At 68.6% G+C, this 25869-nt stretch carries 22 protein-coding genes and 2 pseudogenes; 16 read left to right on the forward strand and 8 right to left on the reverse strand.

Annotated features, from left to right (window positions below):
- Window positions 1-575: 575 nt before the first annotated feature.
- Window positions 576-1784: a hypothetical protein gene (locus ACIRP7_RS22700; protein ID WP_403662352.1), complete on the forward strand. Its 1209-nt coding sequence runs from the start codon at window positions 576-578 to the stop codon at window positions 1782-1784.
- A gap of 178 nt (window positions 1785-1962) precedes the next feature.
- Window positions 1963-2244 carry an asparaginase domain-containing protein gene (locus ACIRP7_RS22705; protein WP_403662355.1) on the forward strand — a complete coding sequence of 94 codons (282 nt, stop codon included), beginning with the start codon at window positions 1963-1965 and terminating at the stop codon, window positions 2242-2244.
- A gap of 98 nt (window positions 2245-2342) precedes the next feature.
- Here the strand turns inward: ACIRP7_RS22705 and ACIRP7_RS22710 are convergent.
- Together ACIRP7_RS22710 and ACIRP7_RS22715 are read right to left on the reverse strand one after the other, a co-directional pair.
- Window positions 2343-2780: pseudogene (locus tag ACIRP7_RS22710) on the reverse strand (transposase); the annotation flags it as partial.
- A 269-nt stretch (window positions 2781-3049) separates the two neighbouring features.
- A complete protein-coding gene (locus tag ACIRP7_RS22715; RefSeq protein WP_403662357.1) occupies window positions 3050-3187 on the reverse strand; it encodes a hypothetical protein in 138 nt (45 codons plus the stop codon).
- Between the two features lie 197 nt (window positions 3188-3384).
- Between ACIRP7_RS22715 and ACIRP7_RS22720 the strand changes: the two are divergent.
- Window positions 3385-3516: pseudogene (locus ACIRP7_RS22720) on the forward strand (integrase core domain-containing protein); the annotation flags it as partial.
- 173 nt (window positions 3517-3689) lie between these two features.
- Window positions 3690-5255 (forward strand): ISL3 family transposase, encoded by a 1566-nt coding sequence (locus ACIRP7_RS22725; RefSeq protein ID WP_403662360.1) that lies wholly within the window; start codon window positions 3690-3692, stop codon window positions 5253-5255.
- 134 nt (window positions 5256-5389) lie between these two features.
- Here the strand turns inward: ACIRP7_RS22725 and ACIRP7_RS22730 are convergent, their stop codons facing one another.
- Both ACIRP7_RS22730 and ACIRP7_RS22735 read right to left on the reverse strand, forming a co-directional pair.
- The gene (locus tag ACIRP7_RS22730) at window positions 5390-6625 is read right to left on the reverse strand and encodes an Ig-like domain-containing protein (RefSeq protein ID WP_403662709.1); all 1236 of its coding nucleotides are present in this window, start codon (window positions 6623-6625) and stop codon (window positions 5390-5392) included.
- Between the two features lie 299 nt (window positions 6626-6924).
- On the reverse strand, window positions 6925-7866 hold the full coding sequence (locus tag ACIRP7_RS22735; protein ID WP_403662363.1) for a LysR family transcriptional regulator: 942 nt from the start codon (window positions 7864-7866) through the stop codon (window positions 6925-6927).
- A 172-nt stretch (window positions 7867-8038) separates the two neighbouring features.
- Between ACIRP7_RS22735 and ACIRP7_RS22740 the strand changes: the two genes are divergently transcribed.
- The 3 genes from ACIRP7_RS22740 (at window position 8039) to ACIRP7_RS22750 (ending at window position 11507) form a co-directional block, all read left to right on the forward strand.
- Window positions 8039-9091, forward strand: coding sequence for an ArsR/SmtB family transcription factor (locus ACIRP7_RS22740; protein WP_403662366.1), 1053 nt, complete (start codon window positions 8039-8041; stop codon window positions 9089-9091).
- A gap of 957 nt (window positions 9092-10048) precedes the next feature.
- Window positions 10049-10954, forward strand: coding sequence for a hypothetical protein (locus tag ACIRP7_RS22745; protein WP_403662369.1), 906 nt, complete (start codon window positions 10049-10051; stop codon window positions 10952-10954).
- 73 nt (window positions 10955-11027) lie between these two features.
- The gene (locus tag ACIRP7_RS22750) at window positions 11028-11507 is read left to right on the forward strand and encodes a hypothetical protein (protein WP_403662372.1); all 480 of its coding nucleotides are present in this window, start codon (window positions 11028-11030) and stop codon (window positions 11505-11507) included.
- A 589-nt stretch (window positions 11508-12096) separates the two neighbouring features.
- On the opposite strand, the gene ACIRP7_RS22755 is transcribed toward ACIRP7_RS22750, so the two are convergent.
- On the reverse strand, window positions 12097-14706 hold the full coding sequence (locus ACIRP7_RS22755; RefSeq protein ID WP_403662375.1) for an alpha-L-arabinofuranosidase C-terminal domain-containing protein: 2610 nt from the start codon (window positions 14704-14706) through the stop codon (window positions 12097-12099).
- 111 nt (window positions 14707-14817) lie between these two features.
- Entirely contained in the window at window positions 14818-16314 is a 1497-nt protein-coding gene (locus ACIRP7_RS22760) for an arabinofuranosidase catalytic domain-containing protein (RefSeq protein ID WP_403662378.1), read from the reverse strand.
- Window positions 16315-16956: 642 nt separating this feature from the next.
- Here ACIRP7_RS22760 and ACIRP7_RS22765 point away from each other — a divergent pair.
- The 4 genes from ACIRP7_RS22765 (at window position 16957) to ACIRP7_RS22780 (ending at window position 21409) form a co-directional block, all read left to right on the forward strand.
- A complete protein-coding gene (locus ACIRP7_RS22765) occupies window positions 16957-18006 on the forward strand; it encodes a substrate-binding domain-containing protein (protein WP_352385648.1) in 1050 nt (349 codons plus the stop codon).
- 397 nt (window positions 18007-18403) lie between these two features.
- Window positions 18404-19606 (forward strand): substrate-binding domain-containing protein, encoded by a 1203-nt coding sequence (locus ACIRP7_RS22770; protein WP_403662381.1) that lies wholly within the window; start codon window positions 18404-18406, stop codon window positions 19604-19606.
- Window positions 19607-19864: 258 nt separating this feature from the next.
- Window positions 19865-20845 (forward strand): hypothetical protein, encoded by a 981-nt coding sequence (locus ACIRP7_RS22775; RefSeq protein WP_403662384.1) that lies wholly within the window; start codon window positions 19865-19867, stop codon window positions 20843-20845.
- 72 nt (window positions 20846-20917) lie between these two features.
- Window positions 20918-21409 (forward strand): hypothetical protein, encoded by a 492-nt coding sequence (locus ACIRP7_RS22780; RefSeq protein ID WP_403662387.1) that lies wholly within the window; start codon window positions 20918-20920, stop codon window positions 21407-21409.
- A 159-nt stretch (window positions 21410-21568) separates the two neighbouring features.
- On the opposite strand, the gene ACIRP7_RS22785 is transcribed toward ACIRP7_RS22780, so the two are convergent.
- Entirely contained in the window at window positions 21569-22069 is a 501-nt protein-coding gene (locus ACIRP7_RS22785; protein ID WP_403662390.1) for a cupin domain-containing protein, read from the reverse strand.
- 90 nt (window positions 22070-22159) lie between these two features.
- On the opposite strand from ACIRP7_RS22785, the gene ACIRP7_RS22790 reads away from it, so the two are divergent.
- Window positions 22160-22996 (forward strand): LysR family transcriptional regulator, encoded by an 837-nt coding sequence (locus ACIRP7_RS22790; RefSeq protein WP_403662393.1) that lies wholly within the window; start codon window positions 22160-22162, stop codon window positions 22994-22996.
- 826 nt (window positions 22997-23822) lie between these two features.
- Here the strand turns inward: ACIRP7_RS22790 and ACIRP7_RS22795 are convergent.
- Entirely contained in the window at window positions 23823-23993 is a 171-nt protein-coding gene (locus tag ACIRP7_RS22795) for a hypothetical protein (protein ID WP_020131495.1), read from the reverse strand.
- Window positions 23994-24334: 341 nt separating this feature from the next.
- Between ACIRP7_RS22795 and ACIRP7_RS22800 the strand changes: the two genes are divergently transcribed.
- The 4 genes from ACIRP7_RS22800 to ACIRP7_RS22815 all read left to right on the forward strand — a co-directional run bounded on the left by ACIRP7_RS22800 (window position 24335) and on the right by ACIRP7_RS22815 (window position 25718).
- Window positions 24335-24496, forward strand: coding sequence for a hypothetical protein (locus ACIRP7_RS22800; RefSeq protein WP_403662398.1), 162 nt, complete (start codon window positions 24335-24337; stop codon window positions 24494-24496).
- Between the two features lie 72 nt (window positions 24497-24568).
- Complete coding sequence (locus ACIRP7_RS22805) at window positions 24569-24988, forward strand: phage holin family protein (RefSeq protein ID WP_403662401.1); 420 nt, start codon at window positions 24569-24571, stop codon at window positions 24986-24988.
- The gene (locus tag ACIRP7_RS22810; RefSeq protein WP_403662404.1) at window positions 24985-25452 is read left to right on the forward strand and encodes a DUF3618 domain-containing protein; all 468 of its coding nucleotides are present in this window, start codon (window positions 24985-24987) and stop codon (window positions 25450-25452) included. Before ACIRP7_RS22805 ends, ACIRP7_RS22810 begins: the two co-directional genes overlap by 4 nt.
- On the forward strand, window positions 25452-25718 hold the full coding sequence (locus ACIRP7_RS22815) for a DUF4235 domain-containing protein (protein WP_352385670.1): 267 nt from the start codon (window positions 25452-25454) through the stop codon (window positions 25716-25718). The genes ACIRP7_RS22810 and ACIRP7_RS22815 overlap by 1 nt, the downstream gene beginning before the upstream one ends.
- The last annotated feature ends 151 nt before the right edge of the window (window positions 25719-25869 follow it).

The raw sequence follows: 25869 nt of genomic DNA on the forward strand, positions 1-25869 counted from the left end.
GTCGTGCTCCGGAGGCGTCGGCTCGGCCGCGGGTAGGTACGCATTCTGCTCGGCCGCCGGGACGCCGTCGAGCAGTGGCAGCGCCGGCGTAGGCGTTGCGCGTCAAGAGCCGGTCCGACCTGAACCGCGGGCCGGTCCGAAGGTCCGGCGGCACCTTGCCTCAATCGGGTCACCGGTCATGGCTGCTGAAACGCCTTGGGGGCACGCGGATCAGCCGGAACTCCATGAGATCCTCCCGGGGCGCGATCTTCCACAGCACCGTATCGCGGACATCTGCGCGAGACGGTGACGTCGCACCCGCGTTCCCGACAGGTGTGGTTCGAGGGGCACCGCCGCCTTCGAGTGCAAGGGTGCGGAGATCGTGGCTTTGGGCAGGCGGAGCGCCTGGCGATGCGGACCGGTGGTGCGTCGTGTTCTCGTTGCGCGCCGTCTGCGATCCGGGGGATTGCAGGGCGACACTTCCTGAATGCGGTACTTACGACGAATGTTCTCAGTTTTCATGAAGTAAGAGATTTCTGTTCAGTGGAACCCGGCCTCCGGCCGCTCCCTCCTGCAGGGCAGAGAAGGAGGTCGAAATGAGCGACAGCCTCATGAAGAAGAGCGACCCGCTCACGCGGCGGTTCGTGCCGAGGCTGGGTCCACCGTCTGAGCAGCGGCGGTGGCGTTCCGAGTTGCGGAAGGCACTGCCGGCACTGGCATTGTTCGCCTCTGTGCGGCTCACCGGTGTGATCTTGGCGACCTTGTGGTCGCTGCACCTGGGCAAGCACCCGCGCACTGTGCTCGGCCTGGAATGGGACGGCCGCTGGTACCGGCACATCGCCCAGTACGGCTACGGCCTGATCGTCCACGCCGAAGCGGGCCACTTCGTGTGGAACGACCTGGCGTTCTTCCCTCTCTTCCCGGGCCTGATCCGCGCAGTGAACACGGTGCTGCCGATCGGCCTGGTCAACGTGGCGCTGCTCATCACCTGGAGTGCCGCCCTGGTGGCGGCCTGGGGTGTGTACGCGGTCGGCGAGCTGCTGCACGGACGACGTGCCGGGATCCTGCTTGTGGCGCTGTGGGCGCTGCTGCCGCACGCGATCATCCTGACGATGGCGTACACCGAACCCCTCATGACGGCCTGCGCCGCCTGGTCGCTCTACGCCGTGCTGACCCGCCGCTGGCTGACCGCGGGAACGCTGGCGGTGCTGGCCGGGCTCTGCCGTCCCAACGGCGTCGCCGTGGCGGCCGCCGTCGTCGCCGGCGCCGTCGCTCATCTCTGGCAGCTGCGCCGCGCCGGTGCGCCGACCCCACCGCGCGCCTGGGCGGCCGCCGCCGTGGCTCCCCTCGGATGGCTCGGCTACATCGGCTGGGTGGGGCTCAGGACTTACAGCCCCCTCGGCTATTTCCACGTGCAGAGCCGGTGGGGCTCGCGGTTCGACTTCGGCCACTACACGGCCCACATCTTCAAGCACCTGATCGTCGGGCACGACACCCTCGTCGTCTATGCGGCCGCCGCGATCGTCCTCGGCTACCTGCTGCTGTTCGTCTTCTGCGTACTGAACAGGATGCCCTTGCCCCTGCTCGCATACTGCGCGGTGCTCATCGTGATGGCCGTCGGCGGCACCCACTTCTTCAGCAGCAAGCCGAGGTTCCTGCTGCCGGCCTTCCCTCTGCTGATCCCACTCGCCCTGCATCTGGCGCGAAGCCGCCTGCGCACGATTGTCGTCCTGCTCACCGCCCTGGCCGGCGTCTCCCTCTTCTACGGCACCTACCTGCTCACCGTCTCCCATAGGGCCATGTGACGGGAGGACCGTCCGGATCAGATGCTTCCGCCGTGCGGCGATGTACGCGTAGATCTGGTTGCCTGAGCTAGCGCCCTCGGTCGCCGGCATCACTTGGCTCCGGGGAAGTGATCGCCGAAGGGCTGCTTGACGCTCTTGCGGACAGGGCCGGCTCGAACAGCACCTCGGGGTCTGACGCATGGGATCGACTCTTGTCGCACTACTCGGCACCGGTGGCACGATCGCCTCCACGTCGGGAGCAGACGGTCAGCTGCTCGCCCGGCGCTCGGTCGCGGAACTCCTCGACGGATGCGACGTGCCGGCAGGTGTCTCGGTCGAACCGGCTCTCGACCTCGACCGGATCAACAGCTGGGACATGGACCCGCGAAGGATGTGGCACGCCAGAGCGGACCAGGTGGAGGCCGAGTTGCGGGACATCAGGGCATCACGTCGGGGGTCTGGTGGAGGGAGTGGCCGGTAACTCAGCGAGGAAGCGCGAGTCTGATCGGCGAAGCCGATTCGGGACTCGGAGTGACAAGACATTCGATCAGCACAGCTGATTCGGATGAAGCATTGAAAGAGGGCTGCGACGAAGGAGTAGGGCCAGCCGGGGATGAACTGGTCCGCGCTGCGGCCCTGCCCGTAGACGTGGCAGAACAGCATCTCCGGGCTGGTGGGGGCATCGGGACGCAGTCAGTTGCTCACATCCACCGCGAGCACGATCCGTCCGTCGGCGGCACGGGACAGCGAGGTGGAGGCCAGCAGCCTGCGCAGGCGGCGCGGCTCCAGCCAGCCGTGGTTGACCGCGTCGTACATCGCCCCGTGCCCCCGACGGTGCTCGGCTGTGAGCGTCAACTCGACCAGCGACGTCACCGGGCCGTCCGAGCACAGCACCGCGTCGGTCAGCTCGAAGAGCGCATCCACCCGGATGTAGAGGCAGTCGTAGAACTCGACACGAAAGTGGGACAGGACACCCAACGCGGCGTCAGCGGACTGTTCACGGGCGAGACTCTTCATCAGCGGCCGTTCCTTCACACGACGTTGCTCGACACCTCGAAGCGTGAAGAACGGTCGCCCTGCTGTCCCGAGAACGAACCAAGATCAGCGGGTCAGGTGAACGGCCAAGGTTAAACATCAAGCTTAGACACAGCTACCCCTGGCTCAAAGGGGCGCTCGGCGAGGCCGCCAACGCCGCCGCCCGCACCGACACCTTCCTCGGCGCCCGCTACCGGCGCATCGTCAAACGCCGCGGCCACGCCAAAGCACTCGTCGCCGTCTCCCGCTCGCTACTCGTCATCGCCTGGCACCTGATCAACGACCTGGATGCCTTCTACCAGGAACTCGGCGCCGACTGGCACCAACGCCACCTCAATCCCGCCCGCAAGACCCGCGACCTCGTCCGCCAGCTCCAGGCCCTCGGCCACCAGGTCACCCTCCAACCCGTATCCGCCTGACCGAGCTCACTCCGACATCCGGTCCGCAAGCGGCCCGGATGCTGCCGCCTGCCCTCCCGAACCTCGATTTTCCGATCAGCGTCAATGCCATGGCCGAGGCGCTGAACGGCACTTTCAAGGCCGAGCTGATCGAGATGCAGGGCCCCTGACAGGACCCTGCCCAGGTCGAGCTGGCGATCTTCCAGTGGGTCACGTGGTACAACGGAGAGCGTCTGCACTCCGCGCTCGACTACGTGCCACCTGCCGAGTACGAACGCGGCTTCTGGCAGCGACAGGAGCAGACCCCGCAGGCCGCCTGAAACAAGATCACCGGACTCTACGAAACTCGGGGCAGCTCACTCTTCGGTGTACCGCTTCGTGTACTTGCTTCCCACCTGGTGCTACTCCCTCTGGAACGGGTCTGTCAATCGAACGGCCCTGTCTCACATTCGGTGGTGACGGAGCGTGGTGATAGGTCGTTGACATTCCTGTGATGGATGTCAACGAGCTTGTGCAGACGGTCCTCTCGGGTCTGTCCCCGCTGGTCATCGAGGATGTGGCCGACGAAGGTGAGCGGATCTTGGTGCGGGCACGGACTTCGCTGGGCACCGCGGTCTGCCCGGTGTGCGGGGCCTCGTCGGAACGCGTGCACGGCTATCACTGGCGGACCGTCGCGGACGTGCCGGTCGATGAACGACGGGTGGTGGTCCGTGTGCGGGTGCGGCGTCTGGTGTGTCCCACCCGCGGCTGTCGCCACACCTTCCGCGAACAGGTACCCGGAGTGCTGGACCGGTACCAGCGGCGTACGACCCGCCTGACTGGGCAGGTCAAGGCCGTGGTCAAGGAGTTAGCGGGCCGGGCCGGGGCACGTCTGCTCGCAATATTGGCGGTGAGCCTGTCGCGTCACACGGCCCTGCGCGCCCTGCTGCGGATCCCGTTGCCCACCGGTCGGGTGCCCCGTGTGATCGGCATCGACGACTTCGCTCTGCGCCGGCGCCACCGCTACGCCACCGTGATCATCGACGCCGAGAGCCATGAGCGGATCGACGTGTTGCCCGGCCGCACGGCCGACACCCTGGAAGCGTGGCTGCACGAACATCCAGGCATCGAGGTCGTGTGCCGTGACGGTTCGGCGACCTATGCCGAGGCCATCCGTCGTGCCCTGCCCGACGCGGTGCAAGTCAGCGATCGCTGGCATTTATGGAAGAACCTGTGCGAAGCCGCCCTGAGCGAGGTGAAGGCACACAGCGCCTGCTGGGCCACCGTACTGAACGCGGCGATCTACGACGGGCCCCGCGCTCAGACCACCCTCGAACGCTGGCACAAGGTCCATGGCCTGCTCGACCAGGGCGTGGGCCTGCTCGAATGCGCCCGCCGCCTGCAACTGGCCCTGAACACCGTCAAACGCTACGCCCGAGCCGACCGGCCCGAGCGCATGCTCCGCGTCCCCAAGTACCGTGCCAGCCTGGTCGATCCCTACCGCGAGCACCTGCGCAAACGCCGAAGTGAAGACCCCGGCGTCCCCGTCCAGCACCTCTTCGAAGAGATCAAGACCCTCGGCTTCACGGGCTGCCTGAACCTTCTGCACAAGTACATCAACCAAGGCCGCGCGGACGCCGACCGCAGCCATATCTCGCCACGTCGACTCGCCCGGATGCTGCTGACCAGGCCCGAAAACCTCAAGGCCGAGCAGCACGAGCTCCTGGCCAAGCTGACCGCCGCCTGCCCCGAGATGACCCAACTGGCCGCAGATATCAGAGACTTCGCCCCGCTCCTGACACCACGCACCGGCAACGCCGATGCGCTCACGCACTGGATCGCCCAAGTCCGAACAGCCGACCTGCCCCATCTGCACGCCTTCACCCGGGGCCTGGACCGGGACATCGACGCCGTGATCGCCGGGCTCACGCTCCCGTACAGCAACGGCCCCACCGAGGGCGTCAACACCAAGACCAAACGGATCGCGCGCCAGATGCACGGACGAGCAGGCTTCACCCTGCTCCGGCACCGCACCGCATCCTCCTCGGATGACAGCACGCTCCGTCACCACCGAATGTGAGACAGGGCCGATCGATTTACAGTCCCTCCGGAACTCAGGTCCCAGTCTCCAGGTGTCCACGATCAAGGGGAAGGTTCAGTCGTCGAGGGCGGCATCGAAGGTGAAGGTCAGCCCTCTGTCCTTGAGCCGCTGCCTCAGTTGCCGCTGCCCGAGACCCACTCGCTCCACGGCATGTTCCAGTCGCTGAGGCCGTTGCCCGCGGACAACGGGGTCTTGTCCTGGGAGTTCTTGACGATCACGACATCACCGATCATCGAGTTGTCGAAGAACCAGGCGGCGGGCATCCTGCCGTCGCCGCCGCCCCTGACGTCCTTCAGGCCGACGCAGCCGTGGCTGGTGTTGACCTTGCCGAAGGACGAGTCGGCACCCCAAAAGTTGCCGTGGATGAACGTGCCCGAGTCAGTCAGGCGCATGGCGTGCGGTACGGCCTTGATGTCGTACGCGGGCTTGCCGTCCTTCTTGGTGAGGCCGACGCTCGCGCCGTTCATACGGATGTGCCGGAACTTCTCGGAGATGACCATCCGGCCGTTGTACGTCGGGTGCTCGTTGCTGCCGGACGAGATCGGAATGGTCCTGATCGTCTTGCCGTCCCGTACGACGGTCATCTGCTTCGTCCTGGCGTCCACGGTGCTGATCTGGCTCCGGCAGATCTTGAACGTGACCGTCCTCTGGACGCCGTGGACTTTCAGCTTCACGGTGACGGTGGAGCCGGGCTTCCAGTAGTTCTCGGGGCGGAAGTCCAGGCGGGTGCCGCCGAACCAGTGGCCGACGACCCGCTGGCCGCTGCTGGAGCTGACCTGGATCTTCGATTCCACGGCGGCCTTGTTGACGATCGCCGTTTCGAAATTGACCGTCACCGGCATGCCCACGCCGACGGTCGAGCCATCCTCGGGGGAGAGGTGCCCGATGAAGCCGTTGGCCGGGGAGACCGTGGTGATCGTCGCCGTTTCGGTCGCGGAGCGGCCGCGGGAATCCTCAGCCTCTGCGGCGACCTGGTACTTGGTGGCCCGCCCCAGCCGGTCGTCCGACTTCCAGGACACGCCGTCGGCGGACAAGGTGCCCGGAATTTCGGCACCGGTCGCGACGGCGGTCATGGTCACCTTGGTGAGTTTGCCGTTGCTGACGGTGACCTTGACGGGGTCGTTGATCGCGACGTTGTGGGCGCCTTGCTGGGGCGTGATCTTTATTCGGGCGCCCGAAGCGCCCTGGGCGACCGTCTGATCCACCGGAGCCTGCGTTTTCGAGGGCGTCCCGGCGTCATTGCCGCCAGTGGCCGCATTGCTGGTCCCGCTGAGGGCCGTAACTGCGAGCGCGCCGCCGAGTACGCTGGCCGCAGCCGCCAGCCTGGTGCGTCGTTTACGCGCCGTGATCAAACGCTTCTCCCTGCCCTTGGTCCCGGAATCTCTGGAGGGTTGCCCCAGGAGTGCAACCACCTTTTGAATCATATATACGCATTCATCCGCCCTAAATGGGCAAAGTGTGGCGAAGGCCACCAGTAGCTTCCCGCCTGCTGCTTGGAGTGCGGACGGCCTGGAGCCGGCGCTGTTCTGGCTCGGCGAGAACGGGCAGCCCCTCGCGGTGTCGACGTGGAAAGCGTTTTCGCCGCTCGCGCGTGTGCCAGTCGGTGGCGGCGAGGCCGCGTAGAGGGCGCGTGATGGCTGGGGGCGGCTCAGGGGGACCGGGTGTGCTCCCATTGGGCCGCGGACATCGCGGCGGTCGCGGCTTCGCGTACGGCCCGCACGGCCGGGCGGTCGCGGTGCTCGGCCGACCAGCCGAGGGCCGACACCGTCGGGGACAGATCCACCACGTCGACGTAGCGCACACCCGGGCGTGGGAAGAGCTTGCGGGCCGCCGCGGGCAGAAAACACATCCCCTGTCCCGTGGCGACCGTGTGCAGCAGCCCCTCCATGTCGGAGACGACGGGGCCGTAGCGGACCCGTCTGCCGTCCGGACGCGGGTCCACTGCCCAGAAGTCCCACCACACACGGGGCACTTCAGGAGGGACGTCCACGAAGACCCGCTCGCCGAGGTCGGCGAGGGACAGGGTGGGTCGTTGAGTCAGAGGGTCGTCGGCGGGCAGGCAGGCGATGCGCGGTTCGGTGGCCAGTTCCAGCAGTTCGACGCCGGCGGGCACCGGGGGCCGGAGGAAGGCGACGTCGATGTCGCCGGAGAGCAACCGGACCAGATGCTCGGCGAAGCTGAGGGTGCGGATCTCCACTGTGAGCGCCGGATGCAGTGTGCGCAGATGCTCGAGGACGGCGTGGGTATAGGGCATGGCGGCCTCAGCGCCGACCGTCCCTACCACCACATGCGCGGAGAGTGTGCGGGCCCACTGGCCGGCGCCGGCCCGCAACCGGCCCATCGCTTCCACCGTCGCCCGCGCCTCATCGGTCAGGGCACGGCCCGCGTCGGTGAGCGTGACACTGCGGCTGTCGCGTGAGAACAGGGGGACACCCAGCCGCTTCTCCAACTCCCGGATCTGGCGGCTCAGCGTCGGCTGGGTTATGTGCAACCGGGCCGCGGCCCTGCCGAAGTGCAACTCCTCGCCCAGCGCCAGAAAGAGCCGCAGTTGATGCAGGCTCGGCTCTGCCGTTCCCTCCGGATCAGGCACCGCGCACGTCCTTAACCTGCGGCCATAGCGACCCCTGCATCGATCGGGCCCATACTCTCATCGCCCGCGCATCGTTGAACGGATCTTCTTCGTGCCACTCTGGAAAACCGCCGTACCGCCGGAACGACCACCGGCACGGTCGGCGGTAGCAATGGGAATCGGGGGATGAACAATGCTGCGCATTCACTTCACAGCCGCGGACCTGGCACGCGTTCACTTGGCGCGGGAGCCGGACCCGGTGTGGGAGACCTTGCTGAGCCTGCACCAGTTGAGTGCATCGCGGCGAGGCCTGCCCGTCTTCGGTCACTGGCGGCGCACCGCGCGGGCAGGGCTGGCCGCGAAGGGACTGGCGGGACCGGCCAGGATGCTTTCCGTCCTCGCCCCGGCTTCGGCGAGTTACTGGCCCGACTTCCTGACACCCGGCGCCTCGGCCGACGGTCTGGAGGCCGCGATCGAAGAACTGCGCGCCACCCCCCGGTCCCGGCTGCGCCGGGAACTGGACCGGATGGCCGGGGCCCACAGGCTGCCGCGCTGGGCGCACGGTCTCGGCGCGGGCGACCGGACGGTGATGGAGGAGGTCGCGACGGCGTTCCGGCTCGTGCATCGCACGATCGTGGCGCCGGACTGGGCCGGGACGGCGAGGACCACCGAGGCCGACCGGGCCCTGCGGACGCGTACTCTGCGCGATCGCGGAGTCCACGGACTCCTGGACTCCTTCCGCCCGTTGATGGTCTGGCGTCCTCCCGTGCTGCACGTGCGCTACCCGGAGGACCGGGATCTGCACCTCGGCGGACGCGGAGTGCGGCTGATCCCCTCGCACTTCTGCTGGAACACGCCCATCGCGCTGGCCGATCCCACCCTGCCGCAGGTCCTCGCCTACCCTGTCGCTCATCCCGCGACCTGGGCGCCGCAGGTCACCCGTGGCCGCCGCGCCGAAGCCCTGGCCACGGCGATCGGCCGGACCCGCGCCCGGGTACTGGCCTGCCTGGACACCACCGCGACCACCGGGGAAATCGCCCGGCGCCTGGGCATCTCCGCCCCGTCGGCGAGCGAACACGTCGCCGCCCTGCGTGAAGTCGACCTCGCGCACAGCCGGCGCGTCGGTGCCCATGTCGTCCACACCCTCACCCCGCTGGGCGCCGCGCTGCTCAACGGCGAACTGCCCGAGCAGCGGCCGGTTGTCCCGGCCGACTTCTCACCACTCCCCGCGGCCGTCCGGCGGTGACCGCTGCTCGCGGCCGTCCGGGAACGGGGGGCGGGAATACGGACCGGTGCTGAACCGGGCGCCCGTCAGCGGCACCAGGGGGACAGCCACGGCCGGACGCGGAAGGCGGCAGCGCCCGCGAGAGACTCGTACGGGTGGCTGCAGGCGCGAGTTGGGCCGAGCAGGTCAGGGATTCCGGTCCGGGTGGAGAGGAGGGGCTTCGGGTTCGACGCCGGTCTCCTGTCGTCGAGGCCGCAGCTCGCCTGAGCGCCAGGCCGGCGAAGACGTCATCGAACCAGACCGCGTACTCCTCCGGCGGGCCCACCGCGCGCGGAGACGGACGGTGGACAGTCATCTGCAGTCCTCAGAAAGGAAGCCGACTCCTACCGCCGCCCTACGGCCGGGCTCAACGAACTACCGGTAGAACCCCGAGCCTGCCCTTTTCGGCCCTCACCGAAAGGTGTTGGTGCACCTCCCTGACAGCGGACAGCCTTGTGAACAGAGCGGCGCCGACGGCACACCGTCTTCGTCACGTCCTATCCCAACAGGAGGTTGTGCTCCATGTCTGCCCGTGTGCACTTCGGCGCTGTACTCGCCGCCGTTCGGGCGACATCGCGGTCCTGCAAGAGGGCCCCTGGTCAGCGCCGGCGGCACGCAGCCGGCGGCTGTCGTCGCCGACCTGGCGACCCGCCTGGTCGACCGCACGGCGCTCACCCCACCGAACCCGGGAGGGCGCGGGAGCACGTGTGAGTCACCGACCCCCGCCCCGGACTACCGCGCCGCCTGGATCCACCTGCTGGACGCGGACCCTCGATGTACAACGCCGTCCGTAGGAGTCCGACACACCCCACGTCGGACCGTCGCAGGCGGCCAGGTCCGTGACGGGAAACCCGTGGGCCGGACGACAACCGCTGCCCGCCGGTGGCGGCCCGGTTCCCGCAGAGTCCCCGTCCCCCTTCGCCCCAACGAGAGGACGCCATGCGCAAGGCTGTGATCGGCCTGTTGCTGGTGTCGGCCGTCCTGACCGGCTGTGCCGACACCGAGCACACCTCGAGCCACACGGTGGGCCTGACGGCCACCGAGGCCGCTCCCCTGACCGATGCCGAACAACTGCGGATCTCGGACGCCCAGCAACGACTGATAGCCACGTGCATGCGACGCCAGGGTTTCGAGTTCTGGGAAGCCGAACGCCTCAGCCTGGCGGAGAGCCGCACGCTCGGCTACGTACTCGACGACATCGGCTGGGCCCGCGGGTACGGCTACGGCAGCCGCCTCCGGGCCGAGGACGCCGCTGCCCGGGCCGCCAACCCCAACCTCGCCTACCGCAAGACCCTCTCCGAGCAACGGCGCCAGGCTTACGACAAGGCGCTGGACGGCGGGCTCGACGTGCCGGTGATCTCCGTCGAGATCCCTGGCGGCGGGACGGTGAGCAAGCAGATGGGCGGCTGTGTGGCCGAGTCCGAGAAAGAGCTCTACGGGGATCCGCGGGCATGGTTCCGTGCGGAGAAGACCTCCGGGCACCTCCGGTCGCTCTACGTACCCAGGGTGCTGGCCGACCAGCGGTTCTCCGCGGCGCAGGACGCCTGGTCGCGCTGCATGAAGAAGGTGGGCTACGACTACAAGGACCCGGGGGCCGCCCGCCAGGCGGCGATCGCGCGGTCCGACCGGGCCGCGGAGCCGAAGGTCTTCGAGGCCGAGCGAAAGCTCGCCGTGGCCGATGCGACCTGCGCGCGGGCCACCGACCTTCGCCGCATCGGCGAGGAGCGTGAGCGGCACTACGTCGCCCAACTGCGCGACCGCTACGGCGACGCCCTCGACACCTACTTCCGGTTGCAGCACCAGGCACTCGACCGCGCCAGGAAGATCGTCGGCCCTCGGGTCTGACCACCCCTCACCTCCACGGCCCGTCCGTGGGGACCAAATGCCTCACTCAGAGGCGGACATGAAGGAGTACGTCATGCGCAGATCAGGCACAACCGCCCTCGTCGTCGCCCTGGCATCCATCGGACTCATGGCACCGGCCACCTCTGCCTCGGCAGGCACACAGGACTGGGTCTGCGGGAGCAAGTGGCCGGGCCGCGACGGCTATGTGCGGGCCTGGGAGGACTACGGCTGTGACGGCGGATTCCTCGGCGAGGACCAGGGAGACGACCGCTTCTGGGGCGACAGCGCCGGCGGGTTCCAGGGACTGTCCCAGATATTGGCGTCCTCTGTGATGAACAGCGGATACATCGGAGGCAGGGACGTCGTCGCCTTCTACGCCGAGAAGGACTACCAGTACCAGAAGGGCTACGTCTGCCTCGCTCCGGGAGAGAGGTGGGCCGACAACCTCACGGACAACTACTTCGCCAACACGGGGCAGGTCGTCAACGACCACATCAGGTCCCACCGATGGGTCACCGCCTCGGAATGCGCTTCGGGCAGCTGGCTCACCTGACCGCAGCGCCGCATCCGTCCGCTGAGCCCACCGCCCACCGGCTGCGGTGGGCTCAGCGGATCAGCCCGGTGGGGACCGGGCGGCCCATCGGCCACAACCTGAACGTCACCGCCGCTATCCACTACGAGTACGACGGCAGGGTTCTCGGCCGCTGGGAGGACGGCATCAACCAGGCCGCGATCGTCACCGCAGGCGTTGCCGTCGGGCAGCGCACGAACGACGACGGCAGGCCGGCGTCGCGGCATCGAGCGTCCCGGACGCGGACGCCGTCAGCCCCGTCATGCAGCCGGACCCGGAACCGACGTACGCCGACATCGACGCCGACAGCTTCTCGATCGACCTGCGCACCACCGCGCGGCACTGCTTCGGATCAGTGGGCTGCAACGTGACCGTGGAACCCGAGCTCACCTACCTGGGCAGCAGCGGGGACCTCGACCCGGACGCCGTCTACGAGATCACCTATGAGATCCACGGCGACGAGTCCGGGCCGGTCATCCAGACCGCCGAGCTGACGGACCAGACCAGCCTCAGCTACAGACCGTCTCTGATCAGCACCGCTTCGGCGAGCAGCACAGCGCTCTCCGTGGTATCAGGCCAAGGTGAGTTCCAGGACCGTGACCGAGAGCGGTGGCAGGGTCGTCGTGAACTTCGGTCCTGCTCCCGTCACTCCCGTGGTCTTGGGGACGAGTGTCGTCGGCTCGGCGAGGGTGTTCGTCGCCGTCGGTGACGGGCCCGTCAGGACCGTGGCCTTGGCGTTCCTCCTGACCCCCTTCGCCAAGCCGTGGAGCTCCACCGGCACATCCACCTTCTCCGTCCCGTAGTTCACCGCCGCGAGGTACAGCCGCTTCCCGGAGCGCGTGGCCACTGTCGCCAGGCCCGGTAGCGCGCGTGCCGTGGCCGGCAGGACCGTGTCTCCCAGGTTGCTCGTCAGCATCTGCTGGGCCCAGTAGCTGGGGGAGACGTAGCTGGTGAGGTTGTCGTACGCGATGAGGTTGGTGGCCCAGACGTTGTTCTTCACGTGGGAGAACAAGGGCGCGTAGCACTCCATCAGGACCTGGTCGGAGTTGCGGATCAGGCCGGCCAGCCAGGACGCGTCGCCCAGGGCCGCGTTGAGGTCGGGGGTGGGGCGGCCCTCCTGCGCGGCCCACTCGCCTACGAACACCTTCGTCGAGGCGCGGTCCCTGTTGTCGTACTTGTGGGTGGCGGCCTGGGCTGCGGACGGGGCCAGGTAGTAGTGCTCGTCTATGAGGTCCGGGGTGCGGCTTGTCACCGTCGTCGTCGCGATCAGCTTCAGGTGCGGGTACTTCGCCTTGATCGCGTCGTAGAAGTCCGCGAATCGGGAGTCGTACGAGCCCGATCCGTCGAACCAGTCCTCGTTGCCTATCTCCACGTACTCCAGGGGGAACGGCTTCGGGTGGCCGTCGGCCGCACGCCGGGCGCCCCACGTGCTGGTGACCGGGCCCGTCACGTACTCGATCTCGTCCAGGGCATCCTGGATGTACGGCTTGAGCGCGTCGCCCGTGACGTGTTCGCCCTGCAGGGTGTAGCCGGCGAAGACGGCCAGGACCGGCTGGGCCTTCATGTCCTCGACCCAGTGCAGGTACTCCATGAGACCCAGTCCGTCCGTGGACCAGTAACCCCACGCGTCGTCCATGTGGCCGGGGCGCTCCCAGACCGGGCCGATGGTGTTCTTCCAGTTGAAGCGGGTCGCGATCGTGTTGCCCTCGAGGAAGTTGCCGCCGGGGAAGCGCAGGAACTTCGGCTTCAGGGCGACCAGTTTCTCCATCAGGTCGACGCGCAGGCCGTTGGGACGGTTGTTGTAGGTGGGCGGGAAGAGGGAGACGTGCTGGAGCCACAGGGTCTCGCCCGCGGCGGTCGGGTCGGCCGTGGTGACGGTCAGCCTCGCGTCGCCCGTCACCGGTGCGCCCGAACCCGTGCGCAGGGTCAGTTCGAAGGGGCGGTCGGGGAAGGCCGTACCGATGTGCGCGATCCTCGCGGAGGCGTACACCGTCGCTCCGTCGGCCGACTCGATGGACACCGTGAGGGGGCCGATCCGGCGTGATGCCTTGGCGAAGAGGCGGGCCGTGTAGGTGGTTCGGGGGCGGACCGGGATGCCCCAGAAGCCGTCGTTCGCCACACCGGCTCGGCTGCCCGCCCCTGTACCGCTCGGCAGTGCCACCTTCAGGGAGCGGTTCAGCGCCTCGTTCAACGGCGTGGCCGTGTCCAGCGTCAGCGTCGTGCCGCCCACAGCGGACCAGTGGACCGGTGATGTGTCGCTGGCCATCATCGAGCGGTTCTGCACCAGTTCGGCGTAGATGCCGCCCTCGCCGGAGTGGTTGATGTCCTCGAACATCAGGCCCGGAAGGATGGGGGAGACCGCGTGGGCCGGATGCGCCACGTCCACGCTCAGCAGCGGTGTCGTCGACTCCACCGGGACGCCGGCCAGCGTCGCCACCTGGTCCGAGGTGAGGGCGGTCGGGAACAGCTGTACGTCGTCGATCAGGCCGTGCCACTGGTCGACCTGTCCGCCGCCGTACAGCGCGCGGCCGATCGCGGTCGCCCCTGTGCCGGCCCAGCCTGCCGTGTAGGCCGTCTCCCCTTCCAGTACGCCGTTGACGTACAGGCGGGTGACGCCGGCCGCGGCGTCGCTGACGCCGACCAGGTGGGTCCAGGTGCCGGCGGTCGGGGCGGAGGCAGCTGCCGCGACGGCAGCTCCCTGGGTGGCGTCGGACGCGAGGCGGGCGAAGGCGAAAGTGCCGGTGTCGTCGCGCAGTCCGAGGTAGAAGGCGCTGACCACCGCGCCGTCGATGCTGACCGCGGTCTGGTAGCCGCCCAGTTGAGCCAGGTTGACCCAGGCGGCCACCGAGAAGGCCTTCGAGGTGTCGACGACCGGTCCGGACGCGGTGGCGTTGCCGCCCGCCGCGAGGTTCAGGCAGTGGGCGCCGACCTTGCCGGTGTCCCAGCCGGCCGCGCCCTGGAGCGTGGCGGTGTGGGCGTTGCCGGACGCGTCGGCGGCGGTGGTGCCGGAGCCTTCGTCGAAGCTCCAGTGCGCGGTCGCGGCGGGGAGGGCGACGGGAGCGGCCCCCGCTGCGGGAGCGGCGACAGCGGGAACAGACCCGGCGAAGGTCCCGGCCAGGGACGTGACACCGATGGCGGTCAGGACGGTCCTGCGGGACGGTCCGACGGCTTCTGAGGGCATGCGCAGTTCCTTCGTGTCAGAGGTGACCAGGTGAACCCGGATGAACCGATGAAGCGCGGGCCCGTCGGCGGGGAGGGGGCGACGGGCCCGCGATGGCCCCGACCGTTCAGGTCAGGGCGCGATGTTCCACTGCTGGCACGCGTTGTCGAGCTGCTGCCACTGGCGGACCGCCGTGCCGTTGGTCGTTGCGCAGTTCGCCACGTCCAACGCCATGCCGGTGTTGACGTTGGTGATCGTGTAGTGGCTGCCGAACTTGGTGACGTCCCATTGCTGGCAGGTGTTGCCGAGCGAGGCCCACAGCTGGACGGCCGTGCCGTTGCTCTGCCCGCAGTTCTTGTCGTCCAGGACCGTGCCGCTGTTGACGTTGCTGATGGTGTAGTGACCGTTGCCCGCGCCGGCGAACTTCCACTGCTGGCAGGTGTTGCCGAGCGAGGCCCAGATGTCGATCGACGTGCCGTTGGCGGTACCGCAGTTGACCGCGTCCAGGACCTTGCCGGAGTTGGCGTTGGTCAGGCGGTAGGCGGTGCCGGCGACCGGGAAGTTCGCGGCCGGGGTGGTGTAGCCGACGGAGGTGATGTTGGCCTGTACGGCGTTGTCGGCGGCGTCGGTCGGGTAGCCCGAGGTCATGACGCCCTCGAAGAACGAGCCGTCCGAGCCGTTGCTGTTGTCACCGCCGGTGCCGAGGACGATGGCGCCCTCCAGGTGCATCGGGGTGTATCCGCCGAGGTTGGGGAGCGCGCCGTTGTACCAGGTGGTCAGTGAGCCCGACTGTGCGTTGCCCCCCTTGATCGCGTAGGTCGTGGTGCCGTTGTTCTTCTCCAACGCGGTGACGAACTCGCTGGAGTTGCCCTTGTTGTTGGAATTCGAGCCGTTCCCTCCGAAGAAGAGCCCGTTCTCCAGGTCCGCCTCGACCCAGGGGCCGGATCCGGCGCCGGAACACGAGAACCAGCACTCCGTACCGAAGTTGATCGCGTCCATGTGACCGTTGCCGGTGTCGTTGCCGGACGTCTCGGCGTTGCCGTAGTCGAAGCAGCACCGGTTGTTCACGTGGTGGCCGCTGGTCACCATGTACGCGCCCTCGGGGGAGCTGCCGGTGGCGATGCCGGTAGTGCTGTTGTCGCGGTAGCCGACGCCGGCGGACACGAAGACGCCGTACGCCGCGTGGCCGCCGACCGTGACCGGAAGGGCGTCGGCGATCGCGCCGACGTCCTGCCCGCCGTTGCCGCCGGGCCCCTCGATGGTCAGGTCGTTGTGGTTGGCGCTCTGGTCGTAGATCTTGGTGATGGTGCAGGTCGTCCCGGAGCAGAAGGAGTCCTGGGCCGCCGCGTTGGCGTAGCCGCCGGCGCTGAGGACGCCGATGTTGGTGGTCGCGCCGTCCGAAGCGCGCTTGACCTGGTAGAGGGAGCCGCCGTAGGAGGCGTAGAGCGCCCGCGTCGTGCTGTGTGCCGCGGCGCACGGTGTGCCCGCGGAGGCGTAGATGTCGCAGGGCAGGGACGTGGCGGCCGCTGCTGAGCCCGCGGTGCCGACGACCCCGGCCAGGATGCCCCCGACGAGTGTGAGGATCGCGCCCAGAGTCAGCAGGAGCCCTCTGCGGCGCGAGCCTCGCACTCGACTTCTCACTCGGCCTGTCACTCGGCTGACTCGACTCGTTCGACCTGTCACGGTGAACCTCTTCCGTCGTGCGTTCTTCTCGTCCGGCGCTGTGTGCTCCGGGAGAGCGGAAATGTGGGCGCTAACATCTCGGGCCCTCGGAGGTCGGCACATGCGAGCCGGACAGGAGGGCGAGGGGAGGGGAGGGGGGAGCCGGACTGGGCGATCCGTGGATCGAGCAGCGTCGTGGGGAGTGTGACTGCTGGTCAGGGCGGCGGATCGGTCCGGAGTGGGTGACTTGTGCGGGTGCCGTTCTCGTGCGGTCGGTGAGTTGGACGGCCGCTCTCGTGGCACCGTCTTTTTACGGCCGGATGAATATGGGGTCAACACGGTCGAACAGTCAAGAGTGCGGAAACAAAAGCTGTGCCGTCTGTTTACCCGGGCACGCGGCGATGCCGGAACGGACGCTGGGCCGATCAATACCTCCAGGTCAAAGGGCTCTTTGCCAGTGCGTCGAAGTCCCGAAAACCGGTGATCGAGGGTCCCGAGTTGCCTTGCCCACGAGGAATGTGTGCGCTAACAATTCGGTCAACGGCGTGCCGCTCCCATCGGAGACGCAACTGATCGACCACGACACGACGGTGTGTGAGGAGGCGGGACATGGACGGCGATCGCGCACCGGTGATGGCGGACGTGGCCCGGATCGCGGGAGTCTCGCACCAGACCGTCTCCCGGGTCCTCAACGACCACCCCAACGTCCGGCCCCGCACCCGGGAACGCGTGCTGGCCGCCGTCCGCGAACTCGGCTACCGGCCCAACGCCGCCGCCCGCACCCTGGCGACCCGCCGCACCCGCACCCTGGGTGTGATCAGCTTCAACACCACGCTGTACGGCCCCGCTTGCATGCTCTACGGCATTGAGCGGGCGGCCAGGGAGCACGACTACTTCGTCACCGTGGCGGCGGTCGGCACCCTCGACCGGCATTCGGTGCTGGACGCCGTGGACCGGCTGCGCGACCAGAACGTGGCGGGGATCGTCGTCATCGCGCCGCAGACCGCCGCGGTGGGCGCACTGGCGAACGTGCCGGCGGACGTGCCCCTGGTCGCGGTCGGCTGTGGCACGCACACCGCGCTGGTCTCGGTCGCCGTGGACAACGAGGCGGGTGCCGAACTGGCCACCTCCTACCTGCTCGACCTCGGCCATCGCACGGTGCACCACCTGGTCGGGCCGCGTTCCTGGCTCGACGCACAGGAACGCGAGTCCGGCTGGCGAGCCGCCCTGGAGAAGCGGGGGGCTCCGGTGCCCGAACCGTCGGCCGGCGCCGACTGGACGGCTCGTACCGGATACGAGCACGGCCGTCGGATCGCCGCCGATCCCGAGGTCACCGCGGTGTTCTGCGCCAACGACCACCTGGCCCTCGGTCTGCTGCGGGCCCTGCAGCAGGCAGGGCGCCGGGTGCCGGAGGACATCAGTGTCGTGGGTTTCGACGACATGCCGGAGACCGAGTACTTCGGCCCGTCGCTGACCACCGTCCGCCAGGACTTCGACGAACTCGGCCGCCGCGCCCTGCGGGCGCTGATCGAGCTCGTCGGCGATCCGGACGCCGGGATCCCGGCATCCGGCGACAGACCCCACATCGTCATCCCACCCAGCCTCGTGGTGCGGACCTCGGCGACCCGTCCGCGACCTCGAACGGAAAGTCCGACATGAACCGTCCCTGTTAGCACTCCGGTGCCAACTCCTGCACCAGCAAACCCTGTTGTGACCTGCGTGCCGTTGGGGCAGCCGCCGCGCCGACCATGAGCGATCGGCCGTGACGACTCCGACGCACGACGGCTCCACGCCGGTCTACCGCCCCGGCGGTCGGTCCCTTCATGATTCTGACGTTTTGTCAGGCCCCCCGCGCCTCGCCGCGCTCACCCCGGTGAGCCCCCCGCGCCCGGCGACTACGGCGCCCTCCGCCACGTACCGCTTCCCAGTGGCCCCCACACCTGCCCCGCCTCCCCGGCACCGGCATGCCCGTGAACAGGTGAGCGTTCCCAGCGATCCAGCGTTTCCACGCATCCCGAGACACCAACCAGACACGCCAAGAAGAGCGCTGATTCCCATGCTCCGCACCAGAAGGTCCCGCACCCTCGCCACCGCGACCGCCGTGCTCCTCTCCCTCGCCGCCGCGGGCTGCTCCAAGAGCGCGGGTGGCTCCGATGCGTCCAGCTCGGCCGGTACGAAGGCTGCCGCCCCGGTCGCGCTGGCCGGCTCGGTCACCTACAACCAGACGAACCTCGCCAAGCTCGACGCGGCGCTGAAGTCCGCGCTGGCCGGCAAGGACCTGTCGAAGGTGGACATCGCGATGGTCGTGAACGTGGCCGCCGACTACTGGAAGGCCGGTCAGGTCGGCTTCCTCAAGGGCTGCTCCGACCTCGGCATCGCGAAGAGCAAGTGCACCTACTTCGCCCCGCCCGGCGGCAAGCTGACCGAGCAGAACTCGGAGCTGGAGACCCTGCGTTCGCAGGGCGTCACCGGCTATTCGATCTCGGCCATCGACCCCACCTCGGCCGCGGGCACCATCCACACCGACGTCCAGAAGGGCATCGGCGTCCTGGCGATCGACTCCCCGCTGCCGGGCACCGACGCCGCCTCGCTCTACCTGGGCACCCCCAACCAAACCGCCGGCTTCCAGGCGGGCACCGCGATGAAGCAGGTGCTCGGCGGCAAGGGCAAGGTGGCGATCCTGGTCGGCTCCCTGACCGCCTCCAACGCCACCCAGCGCATCGCCGGCTTCGAGGCCGCCTTCAAGGGCACCAAGATCACGGTCGCCCAGAAGGTCAACGACAACCTCCAGGCCGGCACGGCGACTTCGGACGCGGAGACCATCCTCGCGAACAACCCGGACGTCAACGGCCTGTACGGCGCCCACTCCTACGACGGTCCCGCGCTGGCCCAGGCGGTCACCTCGGCCGGAAAGACCTCGTCCGTGCACATCGTGTCCGACGATTCCGACGCCCAGACGCTGAAGTTCATCAAGTCCGGCGTGATCTCCGGGACCGTCGTGCAGATGCCGTACCAGCAGGGCTACACCGGGGCGTACATCCTGGCCGCGGAGAAGGTGCTGGGCAAGGACAAGACGATGGCGCTCGGACCCACACATCACGAGGGCTTGGGTGGACGCCGGGATACCGCACCACCGCCACCGACCCCGGCGCCCGCCTCGGCATCGACGCCCACCCCGTCCAACGCCCGCCCGGCGCCCACGGGTTCGGGATCATCCCGAGACGGTGGACCATCGAGCGCAGCATCGGCTGGCTCATAGACCACCGACCCCTGGCCCGCGACTTCGAACGCCACTCCCGCAACAACCCCAGAACACGACGTGCACCGAGTCCGGCAGCCCCGTCGGCTCTCGCGAGGACGCAGCGCCAGGCGTACTGGAAGACGGTGCGCGCGCCGCCGTCGTATGACTCCAGGTGCAAGAAAACAAATCCACGGTCCACGTCATACGGACGTGCCTACCAGGGCGTCAACGGTTCGTAAGAGCAACCCAGTTGGACTTCGCCCGGGGAGGATGCCGATGAAGCGCGCCGACGCCTCACGCTGGACGGTGGTAGCGGGGGGACGCAGCACAGCACACGCGACCACCACGGTGGGTGTGGTCGCCGCACTGGCTTGCCTCGCCCTGACCGGCTGCACGGCAGACACCGACGCGGCCCACCGCACCTCACCGGCCGCACGGGTCAAGGCCGCCACGGCCGGCGAAGACCCCACCCTCGCGCAGGAGCTGCGGATCGCGGATGCCGAGCAGCGCCTGATCAAGCAGTGTCTGAGCCGGCAAGGCTTCACGTACTGGGAGGCGGAGCGGCCGAGTCTGGAGGAGAGCCGGACGCTCGGCTATGTGGCGGACGACGTCGCCTGGGCCCGCAAGCACGGGTACGGCAGCCGGATCGCGGCCAAGGAAGACCGCGCACGGCTCACCAACCCCAACCTCGCCTACCGCAAGGGCCTTTCAGATCAGCGACGCAAGGCGTACGACGACGCTCTGGACGGGGGGATCGACGCGCCGGAGATCACCGCGGAGCTTCCGAACGGTGCCACCATCAGCCGACAGATGGGCGGATGCGTGGCCGAGGCCGAGAAACGGCTGTACGGGGATCCGAAGGTGTGGTTCCGGGCCAACAAGATCGCGTCGAATCTGCAGCCGCTCTACGTCCCCCAGGTGATGCGGGACAAGCAGTTCGTCGCGGCACTGCGCGTCTGGTCGACGTGCATGGAACGCGCGGGCCACCCCTACAAGGACCCTGGAGCGGCACGTCAGGCAGCGAAGGAACGGGCGTTGCGCGGCACGTCCGACAAGACGTTCGCAGCCGAGCGACAACTCGCCGTCGCCGATGCCGTCTGCGCCCGCACCGCATCGCTGGCAGCCATCGGCAAGGAACGCGAGAAGCACTACGTGAACGCCTTGCTCGGCCGGTACGGCCAGGCGCTGGACACAAGCCGCCGTATCGAGCGCGAGGCATACGTCCGGGCGGCGGGCATCGTCGGCCCCCGGACCTGACCCCACAGATTTCCACGCTGGTCCAGCAGAGGACCGGTGCGCCTCGAACGAGGCAGACAAATAGGGAGAACCATGCGAAAGTTTGCTTCGGCCGCCGCAGTCATCGGGCTGGCGGCCCTCGGCCTCGCGGTACCGGCCACCTCCGCTCAGGCCTCGGTCCAGGGAGCCGGTTGCAACGCGAAGTGGCCGGGACGGGACGGGTACGTCCGTGCCTGGGCCGACCCCGACTGCCAGGGCACCCTGCTCGGTGCAACCCAGGGCAACGACGCCGACTGGTCTGACAACATCGGCCCGTTCACCAATGGTGACCAGAACAAGGCCTCGTCCGTCATGAACAGCGGAACGATCGGCGGCAAGGACGTCGTTGCCTTCTACATGTATCCAGGACAGAGCGACGTGAGCGGGTACACCTGCCTCGCACCGGGCGAGAAGTACGCGGACAACCTGAGGGACAACGTCTTCCAGAGGCGCGATGGCAGCTCCGTCGGCCCCGTGGACGACAACATCATGTCCCACGTGTGGGTCACCGCCTCCGCCTGCGCCTCCAACTCCTGGCTCACCTGACCTGACATGTGACTCACGCCCGGGGGCGCCACCGCCCCCGGGCCGCCACCACTCGGCGGACCACGCCGCGCCGCCGGCTTTCCCGGGTCCCGGGGCCAGGGCAGTCGGGAGTCGGACAGGTAGGGGAAGACATAGCCCGGCCGTGTCGTCCCGCCGGCTTCAGGCGAGGTCGGTGGCAGGCTCGGTCGCGTAGCGGCTCATCGCGTCGATGTTGGCCTGGGGCGTCAGCGGCCGGCCGTCGGCGAGCACCTCCTGGAGGTCTCGGAAGTACTGCACGTAGAGGTCGGGGGTGAATGTGCTGAGCATGACGGCGGGGTGATCGGTCAGGTTGGCGAAGGTGTGAGGGCTACCGGGCGGAACCATCACGAGCGTGCCCGCGGTGGCGTCGTATTGCTCGTCCCCGATGGTGAATCGCACGGTGCCGGAGAGGATGTAGAAGCCCTCGTCGTGCTGGGCGTGGCGGTGCTGCGGCGGTCCCTGGGTGTGCGGGGCGAGGACGGACTCGGCGATCGCGAGGCGATGCCCGGTGTGGCTGCCGTCCTCCAGAACGCGCATGTGTGTGGTGCCCAGGACGATTGTCTCGCCCCCGCCGGGACCCACCACCGATACGGCGGTATCAACCTGCGGCTCGCTGGTCTTCGCTTCTTCGGTCATGCTCATGAGTGCACCGCCGGGGCCCCATCAGTGTCCAAGACCCATTCCGCAGCGCCGATACCTCATAGGTATCGTTGCAGCGGGGAAGTACGGACCTTGCGCTATTTCGTGGCGGTCGCCGAGGAACTCCACTTCGGCCGGGCCGCTGCTCGACTGCACATGAGCCAGCCGCCGCTGAGCCGGGCGATCAAGCGGTTGGAGGCCGATGTCGGGGCCTTGCTGTTCGCCCGCTCGCCCACCGGCGTCACGCTCACTCCGGTAGGCAGGGTGCTGCTCGACGAGGCACGGGCCCTGCTCGACCATGCCGACCGCGTTCGTGTACGCGTCAGCGCGGCGGCCGGCGCCGCGACCATCACCGTCGGCATCCTGGGCGACGGCACCGACCCGGGAGTGTCAAGGCTGGCAGCCGCCTACCGCCGAACCCATCCCGGCATGGACATCCGCGTCCGCGACACCGACCTGACCGACCCGACGTGCGGGCTACGCGCCGGACTCGTCGACGTCGCCCTCACCCGGGCGCCGTTCGACGAGACCGCCCTGACGGTGCGTCTGCTGCGCACCGACCCGGTCGGTGCGGTCCTGCGCGCCGACGATCCGCTGGCCCGCCACGACAGCCTGCGGCTGCCCGACCTGATCGACCGCCGCTGGTTCCAGTTCCCGCAAGGCACCGACCCGGTCTGGCAGTCGTACTGGAACGGCGGCAGGCCGCGCGAGGGCCCAGTGGTCCGCGCCGTCCAGGAATGCCTGCAGGCCGTGCTGTGGAACGGCACGGTCGGCCTGGCCCCGCTCGGACACGACCTGCCCGCGGAGTTGGCCGTGGTACCGCTGATCGACATGGCTCCGAGTCGAGTGGTGGCGGTGTGGAACGAAGGTGACACCAACCCGTTGATCCGGTCCTTCATCGAGATCGCGACAGCCGCGTACCGCCACTGAGCACCGGCAACCAGTAGTCGAGATCGAGGTGGTCGAAGGTAGTGCATGCGACCGACGACGGCTCCCGTGCGGGGATTGGTCACCGTCAGATCAGCGGGAAGATCGCCATGGGAAGATCATTGCTGCCTGCTTAGTCTGGGTGCTCCGATTGCAGCGGAAGAAGGGGGGCGGCAGTTGAGCGATCTGGTCCCTGCGAAGATGACCGAATCAGGGATGATCGCTCCGTCACTCGGTGCATCGACGGAGTTGATCATCGGAGTGTTCGCTGTAGCGCTGGCCGTTATTTGCGCGTGTTACTTCACGCGGAGAAAGTGACGGCGGAGCTGACCCGGATTGTCGGCTACGCGCGGCACGGGGATGGACTCAGCGCTGATCGGCATCGGCATGATCGCCTTCGGTGTGGTTCTGACCTGCACGATCATTGGCGGGGTACCTCGTGCCGGTGGTGCTTGGGCGGGATGGGCGGCGCGGACGCTGCCGGGGGATAGGGGCGCGCTCACCGGTTTGGCGCGCCGGGAAGGCCACCGCGCCAGGGCCGCCGACGGGCGGACCCTGCGGCCCGCCCCGGACGACGCGCTGGACCCGGTCGTGCCCGAGACGGCCGACGACCGGCACGGGGAAGGGGCCGGCGACAGGCCGATTCGGGGCCGGGGCCCGGTGCTTTGGAGGCGCAGGTTCCACTGCTTCACCGGGCCCCAGCTATGAGGCCCGGTTCCCGGGAAGGTGGTCGTTACACCGTTTGCCTGGTGAGATGTCCTGATCCGCGACATGCCTGTGGGCTCCGGATCCATCCGGAGCCCACAGGCATGTCGCTGATAGGTGGGGGTTACCAGCGATACCAACGGCCCTTGCGGCCGCCTGTGCCAGCGGAGCGCATCACGAAGCCCAGCAGCCAGACGACCAGGACGATGACGGCGATCCACCACAGTGCCTTCAGCGCGAAGCCCGCGCCGAAGAGGATCAGTGCCAGAAGAAGAACGAGAAGCAGGGGAACCATAGTTATCAACCTCCGTCGCTCCTCGTGCCCGGCCAACGCAGGAACACACGGTCGATTTCCCTGGTTTCTTCACTACTCGTGCGGGCACTGGACTCGGTTTGTCCACGGCCCTCACCTCACCGCCGGGATCGAGCGCAGCCTGGCGGCCTCAGGGCGGGGCACTGGCTGGCTACGACGGGCAGCGCCCGCGATGCAGGAACCGGCCGAACACCAAACTCTGGTGGGCGGCAGCCGCAGCGATGGCCGCCTTCAGCGGGTGGCGGCCATGACGACGGCACAGGTGATGTCCGACTCGGTCGTCAAGCCCCTGTACCAGCGGCGCCGCCCCCCCGGCGGAGTGGATGCCGCAGGAGGATCTTGATGAGCGCCCGGACATGGCGGTGGTGCTGGCCGCGCAGCGCGTGCACAGCGGCGCGCACTACCCCTCCGACCTGGCCGCCGTTGCAGTGCTCGGGCCGGCCGCGGCCGCCCTGGTCCGGGGTGCCCGACATCTGCTGTGGTGACGGGCGGTGATGCGGGGCGGCCGGGGTACTCGGCAGCAGGTCAGACGGTGGGATGAAGGAAGGTGAGCGCTCATGACAGCAGAAGGCTCCCCGCGCCCGGGCAGCAGCGCCCAGGAACCGGTGGGCGAACTGGTCCAGCGTGCCTCGCAACAACTCTCCCAACTGGTCCGCGACGAGATGCGGCTGGCGCAGGCGGAGATGACCGAGAAGGGCAAGCGGTTCGGCAAGGGCGGCGGCCTGTTCGGCGGCGCCGGCCTGATGGGGGTGCTCACCCTCCAGGCCCTGGTGGCCACCGTGATCGCCGCACTCTCGCTCGTTATGGATGTGTGGCTGGCGGCGCTGATCGTCACCGGCGTGCTGGCCGCCGTCACCGCGCTGATGGCGGCGCTCGGCAAGCAGCAGGTCAGCAAGGCATCCCCGCCCATGCCCGAGCAGGCGGTGGACGGCGTCAAGGCCGACGTGGCCGAGATCAAGGAGAGGGCACAGCGATGACCCAGGACAAGTCGCAGCCGGGCGGAGAGGCAGCGCCTTCCCCGGAGGAACTGCGCAAGCAGGTCGAGGCGACCCGTGAGGAACTCGGCGAGACCGTCGAGGCGCTCGCGGCCAAGACCGACGTCAAGACCCGCGCGGCGGAGAAGACCACGGCTGTCAAACAGCAGGTCACGGCGAAGACCACCCAGGTCACGACCCAGCTGAAGGACAAGGCCACGCACGCGGCCCACGCGGTGCAGGACAAGACGCCCGAGCCGGTGCGCGCCAAGGCCGCCGCGGCCACCGAACAGGTACGCCACCAGGCCGCGCACCTCGGCGAGCTGGCCCGGGACAAGGCCCCGCAACCGGTGCGGGAGAAAGCCGACCAGAGTATCCAGGCGGCCCGCGCCCACCAGGCCCCGCTGTTCGCCGCAGCCGGCGCGCTCATCGCCCTGCTGCTCATCCGCCGCGCCCGGAGGCACTGATGAAAGCCTCGAAGATCGCCTACAAGCCGGTCGGCCTGGCCATGGGCGCCCTCAGCGGCGTCCTGGCCGGCGGACTGTTCAAGCAGGTCTGGAAGAAGCTCGGACATGAGGAAGACGCCCCCGACTCCACCGATGAGCACCGCACCTGGCGCGAGGTCGTGTCGGCGGCCGTCCTGCAGGGAGCGATCTTCGCCGGTGTGAAAGCCGTCGTCGACCGTGGCGGAGCCACCGCCACCCGCCGTCTGACCGGAACCTGGCCCGGCTGACGCGCACAACAAGGTGGCAGGGCCGTACCGCACGGACACCGGCCCTGCCATCCCGCTGCCCGTACCCGCACGAAGGACCCCCTCCCCGCATGTCGGACCAGCACGCAGCCGACACAGTGACCGCTGCAGCCATCATCACCATGATCCTTTT

This window comes from Streptomyces sp. NPDC102270, assembly GCF_044766405.1.
Taxonomy (GTDB): Bacteria; Actinomycetota; Actinomycetes; order Streptomycetales; family Streptomycetaceae; genus Streptomyces.